The sequence below is a fragment of the Paenochrobactrum pullorum genome (genome assembly GCF_041929845.1).
Lineage (GTDB): Bacteria > Pseudomonadota > Alphaproteobacteria > Rhizobiales > Rhizobiaceae > Paenochrobactrum > Paenochrobactrum pullorum.
Genome location: NZ_JBHEEH010000005.1, coordinates 156,001 through 176,181, shown reverse-complemented (window position 1 = coordinate 176,181; position 20,181 = coordinate 156,001). Strand labels below are relative to the sequence as shown.

Genomic DNA, 20,181 nt, shown 5'->3' with positions numbered 1-20,181 from the left:
ATGATTTGGAGAACCGTATTCCATACGCGCGATGATGCACAAAAAGCCATTGCCCAATATATTGACGGATTCTATAAGGCTCTGTTGCAAAAAAAATCCGCTGGCAAGGCAAGCCCCTCGTTCTTTGCTGTCAAGCGGTCTGACCTTGTAGATTCTGGGCGAGCAGTTCCACGGCTTCAGTCAACGCGCTCGGCCCGATACCAAAAGCGCGTTCAACGATACGCGCTTCCCCACGGATGTCTCGTGTCAGGTTGAGAATAGCAGCCTGGCCCTTGCGCAACGTCCGCATGACCTCGAAGCCCTTGATCGTCGCATATGCCGTCTTCAACGTCTTGAACCCTCTGACCGGTTTGATCAGCTGCTTCAGCTTGCCGTGGTCAGCCTCGACGACATTGTTCAGGTATTTGACTTGCCGGTGTACAAGACTAGCGCGACATTTACCTTGAACCTTCAATTGGGAGATGGCAATCCCATAAGTCGAAGCCTTGGCAGTGTTGATCACAGTTGGCTTTTCCCAGTCTTTCAAGCCGTTCAAAGCCTTCCCCAAAAAGCGCTTGGCTGCTTTGGCGTTGCGCGTCGCAGACAGGTAGAAATCGATCGTGTTGCCGAATTTGTCCACGGCTCGGTAAAGGTAAGTCCATTGTCCCCGGACTTTCACATAGATTTCATCAACACGCCAGCTCGTAGATTGTGGTCGGCGCCAATGCCAGCGCAGCCGTTTTTCAATCTCCGGAGCGTATTTCTGGACCCAGCGATAAATCGTGGAATGATCCACGGGCACACCGCGCTCACCCATCATCTGTTCAAGATCGCGGTAGCTGATCCCATAGCGGCAATACCACCGCACCGCCCATAAAATCACGTCACCCTGAAAATGGCGCCACTTGAAATCGCTCATCAAAAGTCTCGCTGAAAATTGTCAGCACTCTTTCGGACATCGGCAAAATTTTTGCAACAGAGCCTTCTTTTGGGTGTCGTTTGTGTTCTGAGTAAGCTGCGTGAGTTCGTCGGTTTCGATATTGAATTCTGATATCAATCCTTGAGACTGACCGGATTAGATAAGAATACACTGAGGACGGTAGTAAACAGTACCATCGCTTTTGATTTCACAACCGCTTCCTTGGTATTTTGGCATGCACGATAAAGGTAAATCATAACGATGAAGACTGTTGATGAGGCCATCGGAAGATCTAAATTTTCTCTGAACTATGCGTTTGTTGACTGGTTTGTAATTTACAAGCGGATGCCACATGTCTGTTTCATGAAAATAGACATAGAGATACCAACAGCCATCAAACTTGTTTGACTGGTTTAAAAATATACTTTCATCACAATAAACGAGAATAGTTCCGTTTTCGTTGGTAATAATATCCTTGAAGAAATCCTGATGAATATAATTCCCAATTTTATATGTATTAATCACTGGTCTGGCTCACTATTAATTGAAAATAACAAACGTAATTAACAACTCTACTTATTTATTATATAAAAAATATATTATTATATTAATATAGAATATATTAGGATAACGGACTATCCTAACTTTTTATAATTTTGATTTTTTTAGATGGAAAAATATTTTCAGCCACAATGAGTAAGCCAAGAGAAACGGTTTTTGCAGCTTGCTGACATGAACGTGTGGGCACAGCGGTCGTAGCGGTTGTGAACGCGGCGCCAGTCTTAGAGCCTTTCGAACATATGACTAGGCAGCTTTTATGCTGATTTTTACTATAGTCGATTTGAAAATATGAGACGGGTTAGACCTCAGATACAGATATACTATTTTAAGTTGGGATCAATATAATGGGATATTTACGAAAGCAAATGATTGTTACACTTTTCAGGTCTTTTAATTGCATTTGGTTTCATTTTGTCAAAGCTATGTAAAGGGCATCGTCAATTTTATAATCAATAGGGTAACACAGCTTTTGTCGCGCCGTATTTTCTGAAAACCTCTATTGTGACATACGAAAAAGTATAATTTTAGCCCGCTTAGATAGCGTAGCCTCTAAAGTGTATCGGCGCTGATACTTATTAGTGAGCAGTCTTAGTATCTGTTCTTCATTTCGCGTTGGGGTGGCGGTCATGCAAGAATTGGATTTTGCGTTTGCTCCTGTTTCCAAAAGCATTTTAGCTGAGCGTTGGGAGAAACTTCAGGAAGAAACGATGCGATTTTGTGTAACACATGTTCGCAACCAACTTCTAGAAATTAGAACCAATTCGTCGATACCTTCCGTGCTTCTGGAAAAGCTAAAGCTAACAGGATGGTTCGGCCTTCTGATACCCAAACACTATGGCGGATTGGGTGGAGACTGCCTCGCGCGCGTTATTAACGTCGAGCATGTGACGAGGGAGTGCCCAGACTTAGGTGCAATTCTACAGATTGCTCAATTGGGAACTGGGAGCATACTTGAGTTCGGTTCGGAAAAGCAAAAACAGAAATGGCTTCCAGCAATGGTTTGGGGTGATCGAATCTGTACGATTGCGATCACTGAAGAACATTCAGGTTCACACGTGAATGGAATGAACACTTTTTATAAAGAGACAGCGGGCGGCTATATCCTGAATGGTTCTAAGTGTTTTATTGGGAATTGTTCAATCGCCAATCTCCATGTTGTCTACGCTCGCAAGAAAGGCACTGATAGACTGAGCGCTTTTATCGTGGAGGGCGAACGCGCTGGAGTAGATAACACAGAAGCACATAATCATCAGGGACTTAAAGCTTTCCCTTTTGGTAGGTTACACCTCAGAAATGTTTTTGTCCCACGCGAAAACATACTTGGGCCGAAAGGAGACGGCTTACGTTTAGCCTACTATGTAATTGGGCATCATGGCCGTCCCAGTTTGACTGCACTAGCACTCGGCATTCATCTTCGAATTCTGGATATAGCCTTTAGTTTTGCTCGTGGGCGTAAGCTCTACGGTAAACCGATCTCAGAGCTGCCTGATGTACGCAATAAGATTTTCGATGTTTATATGCGCTACGAGCAAAGCCGCCAAGTGGCCTACGATGCCGCCCATCGAATGAGTATCGGGCAGAATTCAGCCTATCGGCATCTGGCTATGGCAAAGTTTTTAAGTGGCGATCATGTCTGCCATTCCGCAAACATCGCTGCTGAAATATTTGGTGCCCGCGTCGGCTTACCGGAATTTGAAATTGCCCAACTGACCCTTGACGCTATGATGACCCGTCCGCCTTCGGGAACCGGTGACGTTCAAAAAATGCGCATTATGGACGATTTTTTCAATATGTCTGGAAGAGACCCAAAGACCTCAGCTTAAACTTGCAAGGAATGATATGATGCACTCCACCCTTAAAGTTGGTGATACCTTCTCCTTCGAGTACACGGTTGCCGCAAATAAGACAGTACCCCATCTTTACCCTGAATCCGCAGAATATCAAATAATGCCAGAGGTATTTGCCACTGGATTCATGGTTGGCCTTCTTGAATGGTGCTGTATTGAAGCATTACGACCACATCTTGAGCCTGGCGAGGGTAGCCTTGGCACATATATATGCACAACCCACTGCGCTCCCACTCCACCCGGGATGCGCGTAATCGTTAACGCCGTATGCGATGAGATTCGTAATAACAACAACGTGTTATGGAAAGTCATGGCACATGACGAGCATGAGCTGATAGCTCAAGGGACACACGGGCGGCATGTCATTGACATTGAACGCTTTGCTACACGGGTCGAACTAAAAAAAGCCGCTATGATGGCTAAGTCTACGGCATGAAATCGCGTCGTTTCGCTTGGGGTGCCGTCATGGCGGGGCTAGCATTTGCTACTATTTGGAGCCTATCATTCGTTTTTACCAAGTCAGCACTCACTAGTATCGCGCCGCTCTGGTTGGCCGCATTCCGCCTACAAATAGCAGGCGGGATTCTTTTGTTGCTCCAAGGTGTTCCCATCATACGCTTCCTGTATGGCAATATATCCTTTTCTAATCTCTTACGAGTTATCGCCAGTGGGGTTCTTTCGCAGGCTGTATATCTCAGTGCAAGCTACTGGGCACTTGTACATCTGCCGAGCTCAATTATTAATATTGTGGTATCCTCGCTTCCGCTCGTGACACTACCGCTTTCTTATCTGTTATTGAACGAGCGGATCGGAACAAGTGGCATTATAGCATTCATGCTTAGTATCGTTGGAGTGATGATCTCACTCGACTTCGGTTTTCTAGCCGGCGGAGCAGGCCGACATTATGATGCTTTGGCGATAGTGCTCCTACTAGCTTCGGTCTTGGCTCTGGCGACCGGAAACGTACTGGTCAAGCCGGTGATCACACACTTTACTTTTATCCCATTCTACGCACTACAATTCATCGCAGGCAGTGTCGCTGCAACCATTGCGGCTTTGGTATTCGAACCGACAGCAGCCCCTTCTTTAGATGTTATTATTGGAATTACACCGCAACTCGCTTTCCTTGCTATCATTGGTTCCATATTGGGGATGTTTCTCTGGTTTCGAGTGCTTAGTGCTATGTCGGCTAACGCGGCGAGCTCTTTCTTTTTACTCACTCCTGTAACGGGTATATTATTCGGTGCCCTCGCTTTCGGAGAATCTATCACGATATCCAAGATTGCTGGTATTCTGGTGATCTCTTTTGCAATCATTTTGCGACTTAAGGGGATACTGTTTTTTGTAAGATCAGCTCACTTAGTAAATCGAAGTGATTAGATGGACCATAACGGGTCAACCAACAAAGGTACCCAAGCCGTCACAAGTATTCACTGAAGGCAAACGTGATATTTTTGGTTCCGTTGCAAAGGTTTGAATTCCTTATGTAGGTTTTCTGTTCTGTTGCTACTCAGACCCCGTATTTTAGTGCCGCGACAACAAGCGGATACTAATAAATTGGCAGTGAAACAGGGCATTTCTCCCCGTAGAATATCAACAACGACGTTAAATATTCCACGCGGACAATGAGTGAGACTGGTCATTATAAAAGCAGCGAGTGAAAAGGTCAGACGGAAACGTTTCATGGGAAACCGCGGCGTAATCCCTTGGAAATATGTGCATCTTTTTACAGAGGGCCAACGTGCCGCGCTTACCAGCATTTTCTATGCAAGGCGCAAAGGTCTTGTGTGCACGTATCAACAACTTGGTGAGGCGGCCGGTGTGAGCGAAACAACCGTGCGCCTTGCAATTCGGAAAGCGAGAGAATTCGGCATGGTGTGGTAAGGTAAAACTGCCGGTTTGAACGGGCTCCGTTGCAAAGATTTGAGGTATTCTGGTTTTCAAATTATTAGTCTATTGTTTTTGGATCGAAACATTGTGGATTTCAGGTTTATGACGATCAGCTTCAAAGGCAGCCAATACCCCAAATCTGTTATTCTGCACGCTGTGTTTTTCTATGTGCGCTATGCGGTTTCATATTGAGATCTACAAGAGATCCTATTGGAGCGTGGCATTGATGTTAATCACACTACCCTCAATCGGTGGGTTGTTAAATATTCATCTCTTATCGCAGCGCGAGCGCGCCAACGTAAAGCGTCGACCAGCCAGTTCTGGCGTGTTGATGAGACCTATGTGAGAGTGAAAGGACGGTGGCTTTATCAATATCGCGCCATTGATAAATTTGGCAAAACCCTTGATTTCATGCTGTCTGAGCGACGTGACGCGGCTGCCGCCACCGCTTTCTTTAAAAGAACCATTGAAACCAACGGTATTCCGGACAAGGTTGTGATTGATAAGAGCGGCGCTAATTACGCCGGATTGCGGAATATGAATATTCTGTTTTGGCTTGTCGGGTTTTACCCTTTCATTGATATCCTGCAGGTCAAATATCTCAATAACATCATTGAGCAGGATCATCGTTTCATCAAAAAAATCATCAATCCGATGCGGGACTTTCAATCCTTTGCCACGGCATCAGCAACAATGGATGGAATTGAAACAGCGCATATGATCCATAAGGGACAGTTTGGAATGGGAGCAAAATCGCCATTCGAGCAGTTTGCGGAACTCGCAGGATAACTGTGTCAAAGCAATAAATAAAGCTGCCAGTCGCGGCGGATATCGTGATCAATATCTTTCAGACGTTCTTGAAAATCCGGTTTCATGATGGCAGCCTGTTTCTGTTTTTTAGAGTGTGTCCGGTCGCGGCATCGAAAACATGAATGCGGGGCACATCGACTGCAATTTGTGTAATGCCTTTTAAATCGGGATCGCCATAAAGCGTATCTGCTTTGGCAATAAACGCTTGGCCGTTTATTTTCCCATGTAATAAAGCCTCGGCCCCTAATGGTTCGACGAGGTCTATTTGACAGTCAAGTATTTCGCGCTTAGCGCCCGGCTCGACACACATAATTTCCGGACGCAAACCCAGTTTAACCGGCTGGCCTTCATGGGCATTGCTTGTAAAAACATCCGGAATGCTAATGCATAGATCTGTTAGCCCGGTAATGCGGACTTTGGTTTGCCCATTCCGGTTTTCAATGATGCCGTCAAGAAGGTTCATTGGAGGTGAACCAATAAAACTGGCAACAAAGGTATTTGCAGGCTCCAAAAATACATCCATCGGTGCGTCGACCTGTTCGATACGCCCTTCATTCATAATAACAATGCGATCAGCAAGCGTCATCGCTTCGACCTGATCATGGGTCACATATATGCTGGTGGACTGCATACGTTGATGCAGATGTTTTATTTCTGTCCGCATATGGGTGCGTAATTTGGCATCCAGATTGGAAAGTGGTTCATCAAAGAGGAAGATTTTGGGCGGCGTACAATCGCTCGTCCCATGGCCACACGTTGGCGCTGGCCACCAGATAAATCGGCTGGTTTACGAGCCAGATATTCGCTTAAGCCTAAAATATGGGCAGCTTCCGCTACCGCCTTGTCAATGACAGCGCGTTTTCCGCCACGCACCCGTAAGCCAAGGCAATTTTATCAACGACGTTTGCTTTAATATTGACGGCAGCAATAACGATGGAAAGCAAAGCATACACAGATAAGTTCGGCATTCCGCACTTGTTTTTGGCTTTTCTCTATGAATAAAATCTCTATGTTGATACGGTTTTTACTTAATTTTTAAGGGGAGACTGGACCATGAGAAAGAACTGCCGTTTTATATGTTCTGCTTTTTTAAGCTTGAGCATTCTCGGTGGTGGTTTGAATATCAGCCAGATCTTGGTGATGAATTTCACAGTATCTGCTCGGGCAGCCAACCTATCAACGCTGATCGTTAAAACGGCGTCCGGTTCTGAATATCAATTGGTTGCAGGGCAAACGAAACTGTCTCGTGAGACGATTAAAACCCACACAGCATGGACAGAAGGTTTACAGGAGTTTTCAGGGGTACCTTTGAAATCATTGCTTCAAACTATAGGTATTAAGGAAGAAAAAGCCGGCCAAATAGTGATTAAAGCACGGGCACTAAATGATTATGAAGTCGAAATCCCCGGTCAGGATGCTTATGATTTTAATGTCCTTGTGGCAGATAAAATGAATGGCGAACCCATGCCTGTTACGCAATTTGGTCCATTCTGGATCGTGTATCCGCGTGATGAGAAACCTGAACTGCAGGATTCTCGGTTTGATCATCGATGGGCATGGCAACTCTCTGAATTGCTGGTTGAATGAAAATTACCCGTGTTTATTTTGTGGCAGGTATCGCCATGCTGGGGTTTTGCCTCATGCTGGCTTACGCTTTTTATCAGCTATTGAAGGTTGAACGTTCGCTTGAAAGTTTTGTCGGCGAAAATATGCTCTGGGCCGTTAATCAAGCAGACCGCGAGAGTCGGCGTTTTAGTGATGCACTTTTGTTGGACGGCGATAATGAAGAGCTGATTGAGCTGCGTTTCGAAATATTGAAAAGCCGCATCAATCTTTTAAGCATCGGCCCCCAACTTGAATATTTTCAAAATATTGGTGCGGCAAAGCAGCTTGAAAATATCATCGCAACAATGAAGCAGATTGAAGAGCGCTATGAGATTGAAGAACATCTCGAGCAGGCAGAAATTTTATCAATTTACCGGGATATACTGCCGGTGTTCAATGATTTTGGTCGTATCGCCAATCTTTCCATGATTCATGAACGCGATGCCGGAGGGGATGCGCGTGATCGCCAGCTGAACATCATTTATCTGACCATGGTAGCTGTACTTGGTCTGATGACCGCCGGTGCTGTTTTATCCTATTTGCTCATTATGAATATAAAATCAGCCAATCGTGCGAATACTGAATTAAGACATTATCAGGAAGAGTTGGAAGCAATCGTTGATCAGCGTACTCAAGCATTAAAAGTGGCGCTGAAGAATGAAAAAAAAGCCAATGAAATTTATAAAGGGTTTTTAACTACTGTTTCGCACCAATTTAAAACGCCGGTTGCCATTATCGATTTGATTGCACAACGTTTTATAAGGCACCCGGAAGATATTACCAGTGAAGCAGTAACAGAAGCCGTTGGCAGAATTCGTGAAGCTGTAAGCCGTTTGACACGCATTATTGAAAGCACAATCAGCGGTGATGTCATTAATGGTAAAGGGGTGAAATTAAAAGCAGAACAGTTTGATTTATTGGAAATAATAGGCCAATCGATTGCTTATCATCAAGATATTTATCCTTTGCGTTCGGTTCATTTTGATCACCACATTACCGAAGTACCTTATTATGGTGATAAAACTCTACTGGAGCAGATTGTAGTGAACTTGCTTGCTAATGCTGACATGTATTCTCCGGATAACACCGCTATAGATGTTACAGCCTTGCTCTCGGATAATGTATTTATATGCAGAGTTAAGGATTATGGTGTCGGTATTCCTGCTCATGAAGCGGAGATGATTTTCGATCGTTTCTATCGCGCTACGAATGTCGCTCACCTTTCAGGCAGTGGGGTGGGCCTAAGTTTTTCACGTCAAATCGCTCAAATGCACGGCGGTGACTTAAAATTGGTGGCGACAGGCAGCGGGATTACAGAGTTTGAACTAAGATTGCCTGTCTCCGGAGTAGAATGTGATTAATATGATAACTGACGAATCCACTCGCGCTTTGGTGCTCTGCGTAGAAGATGAAAAATATATTCGTGAGGAATTGGTGCGAGAACTCATGCGTTCCGGACATGATGTTATTGAAGCTGATAATGGGGTGGCAGCATTAGAGTTACTAAAGAAGCATCCCCTTAACGTCCCTGATCTTATTGTTTCTGATATTCTTATGCCGCATATGGACGGATTGGAGTTGCTGAAGAAAGTTCGTACATCTTCGGAGCCATTGAGTGCTATTCCGTTTTTGTTTCTCTCGGCCCTCTCAGATCGCGACCGTATTTTGGAAGCATATCGTGCAGGCGTTGACGAATATCTGGTCAAACCGATTGATTTGCGTGTTTTTATTTCACAGGTTGAAGCTAAGCTGCGCTTGATAAAACGTATTGAAAATAAACGTCAATCAGCCTCCTTGGGTATGAATTCTAAAAAATTATCGCCACGTGAACTGGATGTTCTTGTGCAATTAATAGATGGCAAGAAAAATGCCGATATTGCGATAGCTTTGCAGCTTTCAGAGCATACGATAAATGATTATATCAAGAATATTTTTAAAAAACTAAAGGTTCATTCAAGGGCTGAGGCTGTGAAAGAAGCAATGAAAAATAACATAGTAAATCTATAAAAAGTCTATGTTTTAAAATGGATAGAGGCCTGTTAATTTCTTAAGCGTATTGATTGTTTGGCAGGTTTTATATTTGCGTTATTTTGATGATTTCCTTGTTTACGTGAATTGTTACCCTGGGAAATTTCAATGAACATCTGCAATTTTAAGTGATTGTGCCGATCATGCGGCTCGCATGATCTGATTGACGGTCAAGGCACAACAGCTGGCGAACAGCAAGCTTATTTCACCGATACCAAAGGTTCTATCGGAGCAATTGCTTTGCCGAACAATTAATTTTTCAAGGAAACTTTCATTTGAAAGCTTTCATAGAAATCTTTTATTGAACTGCACTTTTATTATGGTGCAGCACAATTATGCATTAGAGCGTGTCGCACTTAATCGTATCCACTGTGCTCGCTCTAACGTTTTGTTTTTACGCATGTCTTTATCCCAAAACCGGTGCCCACTTTTGGGAGACATGCTCTAGCGAATCTTGCTTCCAAGACTGCTGAAATAATGCATCAGCAGGTTTTACAGGCAATGCCGTTTGTTGACCGGCGGGCATTTGGCGCAACGTGCAATTAAATCTGCATTATGGTTTGTTTGAAGTCGCAGATGTATCTATCAGTGCGTGGATATGATCTGGATGTCGTTGGTCATTATGCACGATCTGATATTTATTTAGCTGCCAAAATAAAGCGGCAGAATGTCTTCCGGCCCGCCATCCATTTTCAATCGGCCGTGTTCAAGCCAGAATACACGGTTGCAACTGCGCTCGACCAATTTACGTGAATGGGTTGCCAGCACTAAAATATTGGTAGCCTGCACCAACTCATTCAGTCTGTGTTCTGCTTTTTTTTGAAAAGCTTCATCGCCGACAGACAACCACTCATCCATCAGCAAAATTTCCGGCCGCATAATGGTTGAAACCGCAAAAGCCAGTCGCAAATGCATACCGGTGGAATAGGTGCGAAGCGGCATGTCTATAAAGTCACCAAGTTCGGTAAAGGTAATGATTTCATCTATTTGGCGGTTCATCTTTTGTTTGTCTATTCCAAGCAAAGCACCGCGAATATAGATATTTTGCCGTCCCGTTGCCTCCGGATCAATGCCAAGGGAAATATCGATCAAAGAACCGGTCTGTCCTTGCAAAACAGCAGATCCTGCCGTCGGATAATAAACACCGCTAAGAAGACGCAGCATCGTGCTTTTGCCTGCACCATTATGCCCAAGGAGCGCCACTCGATCTCCGTCTTTCAGCTCGAAGCTGATATTGTCCAGCACACGAACACTGACGCGGCCTTGCACATCCTGTGAAATTTTCCCGCCTGTCGCTGCTTGTATCAGACGATTTTTCAATGAACGGCTGCCCGCATTAAAAATCGGAATATCAATCGATACGTCTTTGACTGAAATATGAGCCATGAAATTGCCCTTATAACCAATAAGCGATGCGGTAGCGGAATTTGCCATAAAAAACGATCGCTACAGACCAACCGGCCATTGCCATGACTATGGCGGTTATCCAGTTTAAAGAATTTGGCAATTGCCCCAGCAATGGTGCGCGAACGATTTCCAGAAGGTGATAGACAGGGTTAGGCGTTAATAGATATTTAGCGATATGGTCTGGCAAACGCTGCGGCATCCACATGACCGGTGAGATATAAAACAAGACCTGTAAGATGCTGGCGACAATCTGGATCAGGTCTCGGTAACGGGTGCAGACCACTGCCAATATCAACATCACCCAAGCCAGATTGATACAAACCAAAATAAAGCCTGGAATTGCCAATAGTGCATTCCAATGCCAGGAAGCGCCGACAATCAGAAATACGAAAGGCGCGATGATAATATTATGCGCAAAAATGATCATATTGCGCCAAAGTGAGCGGATAATATGCGTAAAAAGTGGTATGGGCAGTTGCTTGACGATGCCGTCGGCCATAATAAAACTTGTGCAAGCTTCAGAAAGGCTGGTCAGCATAAAGCTCCATAAAATGATCCCGATAGTGAGAAACGGTAGAAATTCTTTTAACGGCGTTTGAAAAAGCTGGCTGAAAACAATGCCGATTGCGCCAATCATAATCGCCATACTGAGTGTGAGCCAGAAAGGGCCAAGCGCTGAGCGCATATATCTTTGTTTTACATCATGCCAGCCGAGAAGTGCAGCCAAATCAATTTTTTTCAATGCATGTGTAATATCATTCAGTGCAATTTTACGGGCGTTACCTGCCACGAAAACCTCCATGCAAAAAAATAAATCACCAAGTAGTAACATCTTGAGAAAGATGCACAAACCGGCGTCACATCAATATGTTCGACGCTATTATAGAAGGCGATTGTGTCAGTGAGTTTTCAGTTGGGGTCATTAAAATATTAAAATGATAAATTATAAAAAATCACCTCTTACTTACTTGAAAAATAGTAATAAAATTTGAACATAATAAAATTATCAGTATAAATTTCTGAGTGATATTAACACCGGATATGCAGAGAAATCTATTCCTTTTTATTGGCTTTGCCATATCCGCTTTTTTAGCATAAATAAATTCAATGCCAACATGACAGGCATTTGGTTTTTAGGCATATTATTATGGTTTACGGAATTATTCTCGCGTTTGCATCTTACGCAGCTTACGCTATCAGTGATGCGTGTGTTAAATTTATTGACGGCTCATTATCGCCTTATCAGATCGCTTCTTTGGGCGCGGTTTTTGGTCTGTGCGGTGTGCCTTTCATGAAGAATGCCAATGATCAATGGCTGGACATGTTCCGCACATCCAGCCGTCCGATCTGGTTGTTGCGCATTGTCAGTTCCGCAATGGGGACGATTGGTAGTGTGGTAGCTTTTACCCATCTTTCCATGGCTGAAGCTTTTGCGCTGATATTCTTGTTGCCCGCCTTTGTGACTGTTCTTTCAGTGATCTTTTTGGGTGAAAAAGTGGGCTGGCGGCGCTGGTCGGCAGTGATTATCGGCTTCGTTGGTGTGTTGATTATTCTGCGACCTGGCTTTCGTGAGTTGTCTGTTGGACATCTGGGTGCGATGGTGGCCGGTATGGGCGGTGCGATTGGAATTATTATCTATCGTGTGATGGGTGCGCGCGAGAAGCGTATATCACTTTATACCAGTGGCCTGATCGGGCCGATTGTCATTGCAGGCTTTTTGGCGGTGCCGAATTATCAAACGCCTGATTCAATAGAATGGGTCTATCTTGCCGGTTATGGTTTGTTGGCGGCTCTTGGCAATGTATTGCTGATGTTGGCGGCTTTCCGTGCGCCTGCCAGTGCTATCGCATCGCCGCAATATAGCCAGATGATCTGGGCACTGTTATTTGGCTATTTTGTGTTCCATGATCGTGTGGATATGCCGATGGTATTGGGTACAGTTCTGATTATCATTTCCGGCTTTTTCACATTCGTTCGCGAACGCCAGCGCGGTGTTTCCGAACCACCGGCTGTGGTGCCGGCCGAAGGTGCGCCGGCACTGAATACGGATTTGGCAGAAAGTTCGAAAGGCTGACTTCAAGTCATATACGATGTATATTCTGCAGAAAACGGCCATTGAAACTCAACCTATTTTCCGTGCGCTGGCTTGGAAAATATGTTATATGTCACGAAACTGATATGAGATTCTGCCACATTTTAGCAGTATGGTGCGTTTAAGCCATATTTGCGTTGTTCTTAAAGGAAAGGCAAAACACTGAGAACAGCTATTGACAAGAAAGTGAAAACCTCACTTTCAACAGCCGGAATGGACGATGCCAAGCACGTCTTAGAGGCTTTCGAACTGGCGCTCTCTACGCTGGAAGATTCAAAGGCTGAGGCCATCATCCCAATTGATATGCGTGGAAAATCTGCACTGGGCGATTATATGATTATTGCTTCAGGGCGTTCGCATCGTCATGTAGCGGCAGCGGCAGATCATTTGCTGCGTGCGCTTCGTGAAGCGGGCTATCGTGATATCAAGGTTGAAGGTCTTGAAGGTGGTGATTGGGTGCTGATTGATACGGGTGATATTATTATCCATATTTTCCGCCCTGAAATCCGTGAATTTTATAATCTGGAAAAAATCTGGGTTGATGCAGACAGACAAGATCTGCGCAAAACAGAAACCGTCCATTAATTGAATTTTGCCCTTCCGATGACGGAGGGGCAAATCATTTTGCGAATAAATCCATGCGTATTACAGTTTTTGCCGTCGGACGAATGAAAGCCGGACCGGAGCGTGAGTTGGCTGACCGTTATTTCGACAGGTTTTCCAAAGCAGGCAATGCGTTGGGATTTGATTTTCAAGGGGTCAGCGAAATCACTGAAAGCCGCGCGCAGACGGTGGATTTACGCAAAAACGAAGAAGCCGCCCGTCTTTTTGAAGCGCTGGATGCAGGTGCAGGACTTATTTTGTTGGATGAACGCGGCAAAGCATTAAGATCGGAAGAATTTGCCGGTCGGATGGGTCGTTTGCGCGATGAAGGCAAGCGGCAATTGATTGTGGCGATTGGCGGGCCTGATGGGCATGATCCGCGTTTGCGCCAAAGAGCAGATTTGGTTTTGGCACTTGGCTCATTAACATGGCCGCATCAGATTGCACGCATTTTGGTTGCCGAACAGCTTTATCGGGCTGCTACCATTCTTTCCGGACATCCTTATCACCGCTCTTAAATTCCATAGTAATTCATTAACAAGATATGGGTTAAGCTTATCCAAAGCATGCCTCCTCGAAGTGAGAACCGGTTTTGGGATAAAGACATGCGTAAAAAACAAATGTGATCACTAAAGTTTAGGGTAAGGCCGGATAGAACAGACTAAATGTCATTATGTCATCACCTTAAAAGAGCAATGCTGATGGGTGCGCAGCCAAAGGTCTGGCGCGGCCTTTCTGGTGCTGTGGTTTTGACAATGATGGCGGGCTTTGCATCCCATCCGGTTTTGGCGCAAACACCGATGCAGCTTGAACGGGAAAAAGCTGATGCGGAACTGCGAGCTCTTACGGAAGAAGTGCTTGTCACACAGGAAAAACTGAATCAGATGGAAGCGGAAGTAGGAGCCCTCAAAAAGGATCAGGCCAGTTTAAGTGCCGCTCTCATTCAATCTGCTAAAACCGATAAAAAACTTGAACAAGATATTGCTGATGCCGGTGAGCGTCTGATTTCATTGCTGGAGCAGGAAGACGGCATACGCGTTTCATTGCAATCAAGACGAGGTGCATTGGCGGAAGTGCTGGCTGCTCTTCAACGGATGGGTTTGAATCCACCACCGGCAATTTTGGTGCGTCCCGACGATGCTTTGGCATCTGTGCGCAGTGCCGTTTTGCTTGGTGCTGTGGTGCCCGAAATGCGCCAGCAAACTGAAGAGCTGATGGATGATTTGAAGGAAATGGAGCGCTTGACCGCTTCCATTACGGCTGAGCAGCAGCGCCTTGTAAGTGCACGCAAAGAGCAGGCAGAAGAACACAAGCGGCAGGAATTGCTGCTGGAAGAAAAGAAAAAACTGCAAGAAAAATCAACGGATGAAATGCTGGCGATGCGCAAACATTCTGAAAGCTTGGCTGCTAAAGCTACCAGCTTGCAGGAACTGATTGCCGGCCTTGATAAGCAGATGGACGGGGTACGCACGGCAGCTGAAGCTGCCAAACGCGCGGAAGCTGAACGGTTGGCAGCAGGACAAGAACGTGCCGAGCAAGGTGCACCGGATACCAGCCATTTGATTGCTGATGGTAGTTTTGAAAAGCTGCAAGGTCAGCTTGATTTTCCTGCTGTCGGTAAAATTATTAGAAAATTTGGCGCAAATGATGGTCTTGGCGGCACAATGCTGGGAGAAATTTTACAAACTCCTCCTTCTGCCACGATTACGTCACCTTCGGATGGCGTTGTATTATATGCAGGAGCTTTCCGTTCTTACGGACAACTCTTGATACTCGATGCTGGTGGCGGATACCATGTTGTCATGGCGGGTATGGGGCGAATCAATGTGTCACAAGGACAGTTCATGCTAGCGGGAGAACCTGTGGGCACTATGGGAGAAAAGCTTTTGGCAAGCGTTGCATCAGTGAATGTTGATGACAGCGCCCCTTTACTTTACATCGAATTTAGAAAAGATGGAAAACCCGTCGACCCGGCTCCGTGGTGGGCCGAGCGGCTTTCGGGAAGGACATGAAAATGATACGTAAACTATCGCTGCTTTTTGCCGGGGCCTTAATGGGCGCATCTGCAATAGTGATGGTTCAGGGTACCCCTGCCTCCATTGCCAATGCAGCCTCCGGCGCGTCGAGCGATACCTATAAAAAGCTTGCCGTGTTCGGCGATATTTTTGAGCGTGTGCGCGGACAATATGTGACACCGCCCGATGAGCAAAAACTGGTGGAAAGCGCCATTAACGGCATGCTGACATCGCTGGATCCGCATTCTTCCTATCTCAATCCGGAAGCTGCACAAGATATGCGTGTGCAGACCAAGGGCGAATTTGGCGGCCTTGGTATTGAAGTGACGATGGATGGTGATCTGGTTAAGGTGATCGCGCCGATTGATGATACGCCTGCTTCTAAAGCCGGTGTGTTGGCGGGTGATTTGATCAGCCAGATCGATGGTGCGGAAGTGCGTGGTCTCAGCCTCAATGATGCTGTTGATAAAATGCGAGGCCCGATCAATACTTCGATTGAACTGACACTTATCCGTCAGGGCGTTGATAAGCCGATAAAGCTGAAAATTACCCGCGATGTGGTGAAGGTTAAAGCTGTACGCTACCGCGTTGAAGGTGATGTCGGTTATCTGCGCGTCATTTCCTTTACCGAGAAGACCTTTGACGATTTGAAAAACGCAATCAAAGACATCCAGTCGCAAATTCCTGAAGATAAGCTGAAAGGCTATGTCCTTGATTTGCGACTCAATCCGGGTGGTTTGCTTGATCAGGCGGTGGCTGTTTCGGATGCTTTCCTGGACAAGGGCGAAATCGTTTCAACCCGTGGCCGCGATCCTCAGGACGTAACCCGCTTTGACGCGCGTAGCGGCGATCTGGTTGATGGTAAGCCGGTCATTGTGATGATCAATGGTGGTTCAGCCTCTGCTTCGGAAATTGTTGCCGGTGCCTTGCAGGACCATCGCCGTGCAACCGTTCTTGGTACGCAGAGCTTTGGTAAAGGTTCGGTACAGACCATTATTCCGCTTGGTGAAAATGGTTCATTGCGTCTGACGACAGCGCTTTATTACACTCCTTCGGGCAAATCCATTCAGGGTAAGGGCATTACGCCAGACATTAAAGTGGAACAGCCATTGCCGCCGGAATTCCGTGGTGAGGATGTGGTACGCAGTGAATCCGGCCTTAAAGGACATATTAAAGGTGCCATAGAGGATGATGAGGGTTCAGGTTCACCGGCCTATGTACCGGCAGAACCAAAAGACGACGTTCAGCTGGCGGAAGCTTTGAAGCTTTTGCGCGGTGAAGAAAAGAATGCGGCTTTCCCGCCGGATCCTAAAAAAGCAGCGCTTGCAGAGTAATTTCGGCAAGGAAACAATCTTATGATGGAAAAAGCGGGTGTAAAAAATGCATCCGCTTTTTTGTTATGTTTTGTTGATAAAAATAGCCTATAGAATAGCGCTAAATGAAGACGGAGTGCACCGGATGGCTGACAAACAGAAACTGATTGATTCTGAAACCTTACCGTACCGCCCATGCGTGGGTTTGATGGTTTTGAACCGTGAAGGATTGGTTTGGTCTGGTCGCCGTATTATTGTACCGGAAGGTGAAATGGATGGCGCAACTCAGCTTTGGCAAATGCCGCAAGGCGGGATTGATAAAGGTGAAGAGCCAATAAACGCCGCATTGCGTGAACTTTATGAAGAAACCGGTATGCGCTCGGTGTCATTATTGGCAGAAGCGCCGGAATGGATTAATTACGACCTGCCGGTGCATCTGATCGGTAAAGCTTTGAAGGGCAAATATCGCGGTCAAACGCAAAAATGGTTTGCTTACCGTTTTGAAGGTGATGAAAGCGAAATTGCGATTAACCCGCCACCGGGCGATGAAGTCGCGGAATTTGATGCTTGGGAATGGAAGCCGATGGATGATCTGCCGCAATTGATTGTACCATTTAAGCGCAAATTATATCAGGAAGTTGTGCGCAATTTCCGCCATTTGGCACCCTAAATAAAAGGGCGGCGCAATTATCACGCGAAGTGACTTGTAAATTTAAGCGTCTTGAGCTGAAATCACTTCGTCACGTAATTTTCTTATGAAGGAAACATAATGGACGGACAAAGCCTTATTGTATTTCTGATTGTTGGTTTGGTTGCTGGTTGGTTGGCGGGTATGATTGTGCGCGGCGGTGGCTTCGGCATGATCGGCAATATTGTGATTGGTGTCATTGGCGCATTTTTTGCCGGTTGGTTATTACCGCGGCTTGGTTTCAGTGTCGGCGGCGGATTTATTGCCTCAGTCATTAATGCTTTTATCGGTGCCGCTATACTGCTTGTGGTGCTGCGGGTTATCAAGCGAGCGTGATTACTCGACAAATATTTTCACACTGGCTGCGCGGCCTGCTGCATCAATAACAGTCAGTGTGGAATAACCGACACCATCGGGCTGCCATGTAATGGTGCGACGACGCTCCGGTTCGCCTAAAGGTTGGCCATTGGCAAGCCAGCGAAAAGGCGCGCGCCCGCCTTGCATTTTTAAAACCAAGGGCGTGGCTTGCTCACCATTTGGATTAAGTTCCACATGCACACCATTGGGTGGAAAGGTGATTTGTGGTGCCGGTTCGGCGTTTGCTTTCAGCATGATGAGACCATCATTGACATTGGAAAAGCGCCCCAATGTAACCGGTAGTTCATTGCTTTTTAAGTGGAGCGCCCCATAAGGCGCGCGTGGGAAAGGCACAGCCGCCAAGCCGGATTTGACAAATCCTTCAAATAAAACAGGGGCGGCAGAGAGATAGCCGGTTAGTCCTGCAATAGGGCCGCCATCAGCGCGCCCGACCCAGACACCCATGACATAACGGCCATCATATCCAATGACCCAAGCATCGCGATACCCATAAGAGGTGCCGGTTTTATAAGCCAAAATGCGGCGTGCAGCACCTTCTGGCGGCAGAATGCCGTAGAGAATATCGGCAATTTGCCATGTGGCGGTTTCGCTTAAAATGGTTGTGCCAGTGATTGCCGGTTCGGCTTTTTCAGTGCCGTCGCGCAACGTGGCAGTTTTGCCGCCATTGGCAAGGCCGGTGTAAAGCTGCACCAAATCACGCAAATTGATGCCCGCACCACCTAAGCCGATGGCAAGGCCGGGGGCTTCATTTTTAGGCAATTGCAAAGTGACGCCCGCTTGGCGAAAACGGGTGGTGAGTTGTAAAGGCCCGACTGCATCCAACAGGCTGATAGTCGGCACATTCAAGGACATCTGCAATGCTTGGCGTATGCTGACATCACCTTGGTAACTCATATCGAAATTGCGCGGGCTATATCCGGCAAAATCGGTTGGCCGATCCTGAATGATGGTTTCCTGTGCGACCAAACCTTGCTCAAATGCCAGTCCGTAAATGAATGGTTTGAGCGTTGAACCGGGGGAGCGCACAGCGCGGCTCATATCAATCCAGCCTTGAATGCGACTGTCGAAATAATTGGCGGAACCAACGGAGGCTAAAATATTACCATTGCGGCTATCGGCCAAAATAATGGCGACAGAGGTTTTATTGCCGATTTTGGCGGCTGCCGCTTTGGCGACATCTTCCAGTCCTTGCTGTGCTTGTTTGATGAGGTTCAGTTGATGACGCGGATTGCTCGGATCTTTTCTGATTGCCTCCTCAGATAAATGCGCGGCCAAAGCGGGCAGGGCGAAACGGGTAGAAGACACCATTTCGCGCTGACTGCGGTTAGCTTCCTGTGCCGAAATAATCTCGGCATTTTCCATTCTGGCCAATACACGATCACGTGCATTTTGTGCGTTTTGTTGGTAGCGGTCTGGACGGCGGCGCTCAGGCAATTGTGGCAGAGCAACAAGCAACGCCGCCTGTGCGGTGGTTAATCGTCTTGGCTCTTTGCCAAAATAAGCTAATGATGCCGCGCGAACCCCTTCCAGATTACCGCCATAAGGGGCAAGCGTCAGATAGCGTTCCAGAATTTGTGGCTTCGTGAGGCGGCGTTCAATCTGAACGGCGCGGGCAATTTGTAAAAACTTGGAACTTAGGCTGCGGTTTTCGCGTGGTTCGATCAGGCGCGCCAATTGCATCGACAAAGTGGAGCCACCCGACACAATGCGGCCATTGGTGGCTAACTGCTTGGCTGCACGCAAAAGCGCCCAGAAATCAATGCCTGCATGATCGTAAAAACGCTTATCTTCATAGGCGATAAGCATTTTAACGAGCAGCGGATCAACATCTTCAATTTTGGTATTCAGCCGCCAATAACCATCAGGTGTTGTGAAAGCACGCAATAACTGATCATCGCGATCAACCACTTCTGTTGATACGGTGAGGCGTTCCGGCAGCGGTGGCGGATAAGCCTGATCCAGCAGGTTCAGGCTTATTGTGCCAAGAATGGCGATGCCGCAGACAAGCAGGGTACCGCCAAAGAGTAGTTTAGTGCGCCGCAACAT

General features: G+C 46.4%; 17 protein-coding genes and 3 pseudogenes. 15 read left to right on the top strand and 5 right to left on the bottom strand.

Annotated features, from left to right (window positions below; genetic code table 11):
* Positions 1-130: 130 nt before the first annotated feature.
* Complete coding sequence (locus JNC77_RS10400) at positions 131-898, bottom strand: IS6 family transposase (protein ID WP_374832149.1); 768 nt, start codon at positions 896-898, stop codon at positions 131-133.
* A gap of 1,187 nt (positions 899-2,085) precedes the next feature.
* On the opposite strand from JNC77_RS10400, the gene JNC77_RS10395 reads away from it, so the two are divergent.
* From JNC77_RS10395 to JNC77_RS10375, 5 genes and pseudogenes are all read left to right on the top strand, one after another.
* Complete coding sequence (locus JNC77_RS10395) at positions 2,086-3,282, top strand: acyl-CoA dehydrogenase family protein (RefSeq protein WP_374832147.1); 1,197 nt, start codon at positions 2,086-2,088, stop codon at positions 3,280-3,282.
* A gap of 16 nt (positions 3,283-3,298) precedes the next feature.
* Positions 3,299-3,742, top strand: a complete 444-nt coding sequence (locus tag JNC77_RS10390; protein WP_374832145.1) for a thioesterase family protein — start codon at positions 3,299-3,301, stop codon at positions 3,740-3,742.
* 29 nt (positions 3,743-3,771) lie between these two features.
* A complete protein-coding gene (locus JNC77_RS10385) occupies positions 3,772-4,686 on the top strand; it encodes a DMT family transporter (RefSeq protein ID WP_374832143.1) in 915 nt (304 codons plus the stop codon).
* A gap of 303 nt (positions 4,687-4,989) precedes the next feature.
* Positions 4,990-5,190 (top strand): hypothetical protein, encoded by a 201-nt coding sequence (locus JNC77_RS10380; RefSeq protein WP_374832141.1) that lies wholly within the window; start codon positions 4,990-4,992, stop codon positions 5,188-5,190.
* 108 nt (positions 5,191-5,298) lie between these two features.
* A pseudogene (locus JNC77_RS10375) lies at positions 5,299-5,985 on the top strand (IS6 family transposase).
* Positions 5,986-6,067: 82 nt separating this feature from the next.
* Here JNC77_RS10375 and JNC77_RS10370 read toward each other — a convergent pair.
* Positions 6,068-6,888, bottom strand: a pseudogene (locus JNC77_RS10370) (ABC transporter ATP-binding protein); the annotation flags it as partial.
* Between the two features lie 171 nt (positions 6,889-7,059).
* Between JNC77_RS10370 and JNC77_RS10365 the strand changes: the two are divergent.
* From JNC77_RS10365 to JNC77_RS10355, 3 genes are read left to right on the top strand one after another with little or no spacing between them, the layout of a single operon-like run.
* The gene (locus tag JNC77_RS10365) at positions 7,060-7,593 is read left to right on the top strand and encodes a putative pterin-binding protein (protein WP_374832139.1); all 534 of its coding nucleotides are present in this window, start codon (positions 7,060-7,062) and stop codon (positions 7,591-7,593) included.
* Positions 7,590-8,972, top strand: coding sequence for a sensor histidine kinase (locus JNC77_RS10360; RefSeq protein WP_374832137.1), 1,383 nt, complete (start codon positions 7,590-7,592; stop codon positions 8,970-8,972). Before JNC77_RS10365 ends, JNC77_RS10360 begins: the two co-directional genes overlap by 4 nt.
* Position 8,973: 1 nt before the next feature.
* Positions 8,974-9,618, top strand: a complete 645-nt coding sequence (locus tag JNC77_RS10355) for a response regulator transcription factor (RefSeq protein ID WP_374832179.1) — start codon at positions 8,974-8,976, stop codon at positions 9,616-9,618.
* A 663-nt stretch (positions 9,619-10,281) separates the two neighbouring features.
* Here the strand turns inward: JNC77_RS10355 and JNC77_RS10350 are convergent.
* Positions 10,282-11,025, bottom strand: a complete 744-nt coding sequence (locus JNC77_RS10350) for an ABC transporter ATP-binding protein (protein WP_374832135.1) — start codon at positions 11,023-11,025, stop codon at positions 10,282-10,284.
* A 10-nt stretch (positions 11,026-11,035) separates the two neighbouring features.
* Positions 11,036-11,836, bottom strand: coding sequence for an ABC transporter permease (locus JNC77_RS10345; RefSeq protein WP_374832133.1), 801 nt, complete (start codon positions 11,834-11,836; stop codon positions 11,036-11,038).
* 357 nt (positions 11,837-12,193) lie between these two features.
* Between JNC77_RS10345 and JNC77_RS10340 the strand changes: the two genes are divergently transcribed.
* The 7 genes and pseudogenes from JNC77_RS10340 to JNC77_RS10310 all read left to right on the top strand — a co-directional run bounded on the left by JNC77_RS10340 (position 12,194) and on the right by JNC77_RS10310 (position 18,093).
* Entirely contained in the window at positions 12,194-13,120 is a 927-nt protein-coding gene (locus tag JNC77_RS10340) for a DMT family transporter (RefSeq protein ID WP_374832131.1), read from the top strand.
* 231 nt (positions 13,121-13,351) lie between these two features.
* Positions 13,352-13,723, top strand: coding sequence for a ribosome silencing factor (rsfS, locus tag JNC77_RS10335; protein WP_374832177.1), 372 nt, complete (start codon positions 13,352-13,354; stop codon positions 13,721-13,723).
* A gap of 53 nt (positions 13,724-13,776) precedes the next feature.
* Positions 13,777-14,259 (top strand): 23S rRNA (pseudouridine(1915)-N(3))-methyltransferase RlmH, encoded by a 483-nt coding sequence (rlmH, locus tag JNC77_RS10330; protein WP_374832129.1) that lies wholly within the window; start codon positions 13,777-13,779, stop codon positions 14,257-14,259.
* A gap of 177 nt (positions 14,260-14,436) precedes the next feature.
* Positions 14,437-15,766, top strand: a pseudogene (locus tag JNC77_RS10325) (murein hydrolase activator EnvC family protein).
* Entirely contained in the window at positions 15,756-17,090 is a 1,335-nt protein-coding gene (locus JNC77_RS10320; RefSeq protein WP_374832127.1) for a S41 family peptidase, read from the top strand. Before JNC77_RS10325 ends, JNC77_RS10320 begins: the two are co-directional and overlap by 11 nt.
* Before the next feature lie 124 nt (positions 17,091-17,214).
* Positions 17,215-17,739, top strand: coding sequence for an RNA pyrophosphohydrolase (locus JNC77_RS10315; RefSeq protein ID WP_374832125.1), 525 nt, complete (start codon positions 17,215-17,217; stop codon positions 17,737-17,739).
* Positions 17,740-17,838: 99 nt separating this feature from the next.
* Entirely contained in the window at positions 17,839-18,093 is a 255-nt protein-coding gene (locus tag JNC77_RS10310) for a GlsB/YeaQ/YmgE family stress response membrane protein (protein WP_374832123.1), read from the top strand.
* On the opposite strand, the gene pbpC is transcribed toward JNC77_RS10310, so the two are convergent.
* Complete coding sequence (gene pbpC / locus JNC77_RS10305; RefSeq protein WP_374832121.1) at positions 18,094-20,181, bottom strand: penicillin-binding protein 1C; 2,088 nt, start codon at positions 20,179-20,181, stop codon at positions 18,094-18,096. It abuts the gene before it with no gap.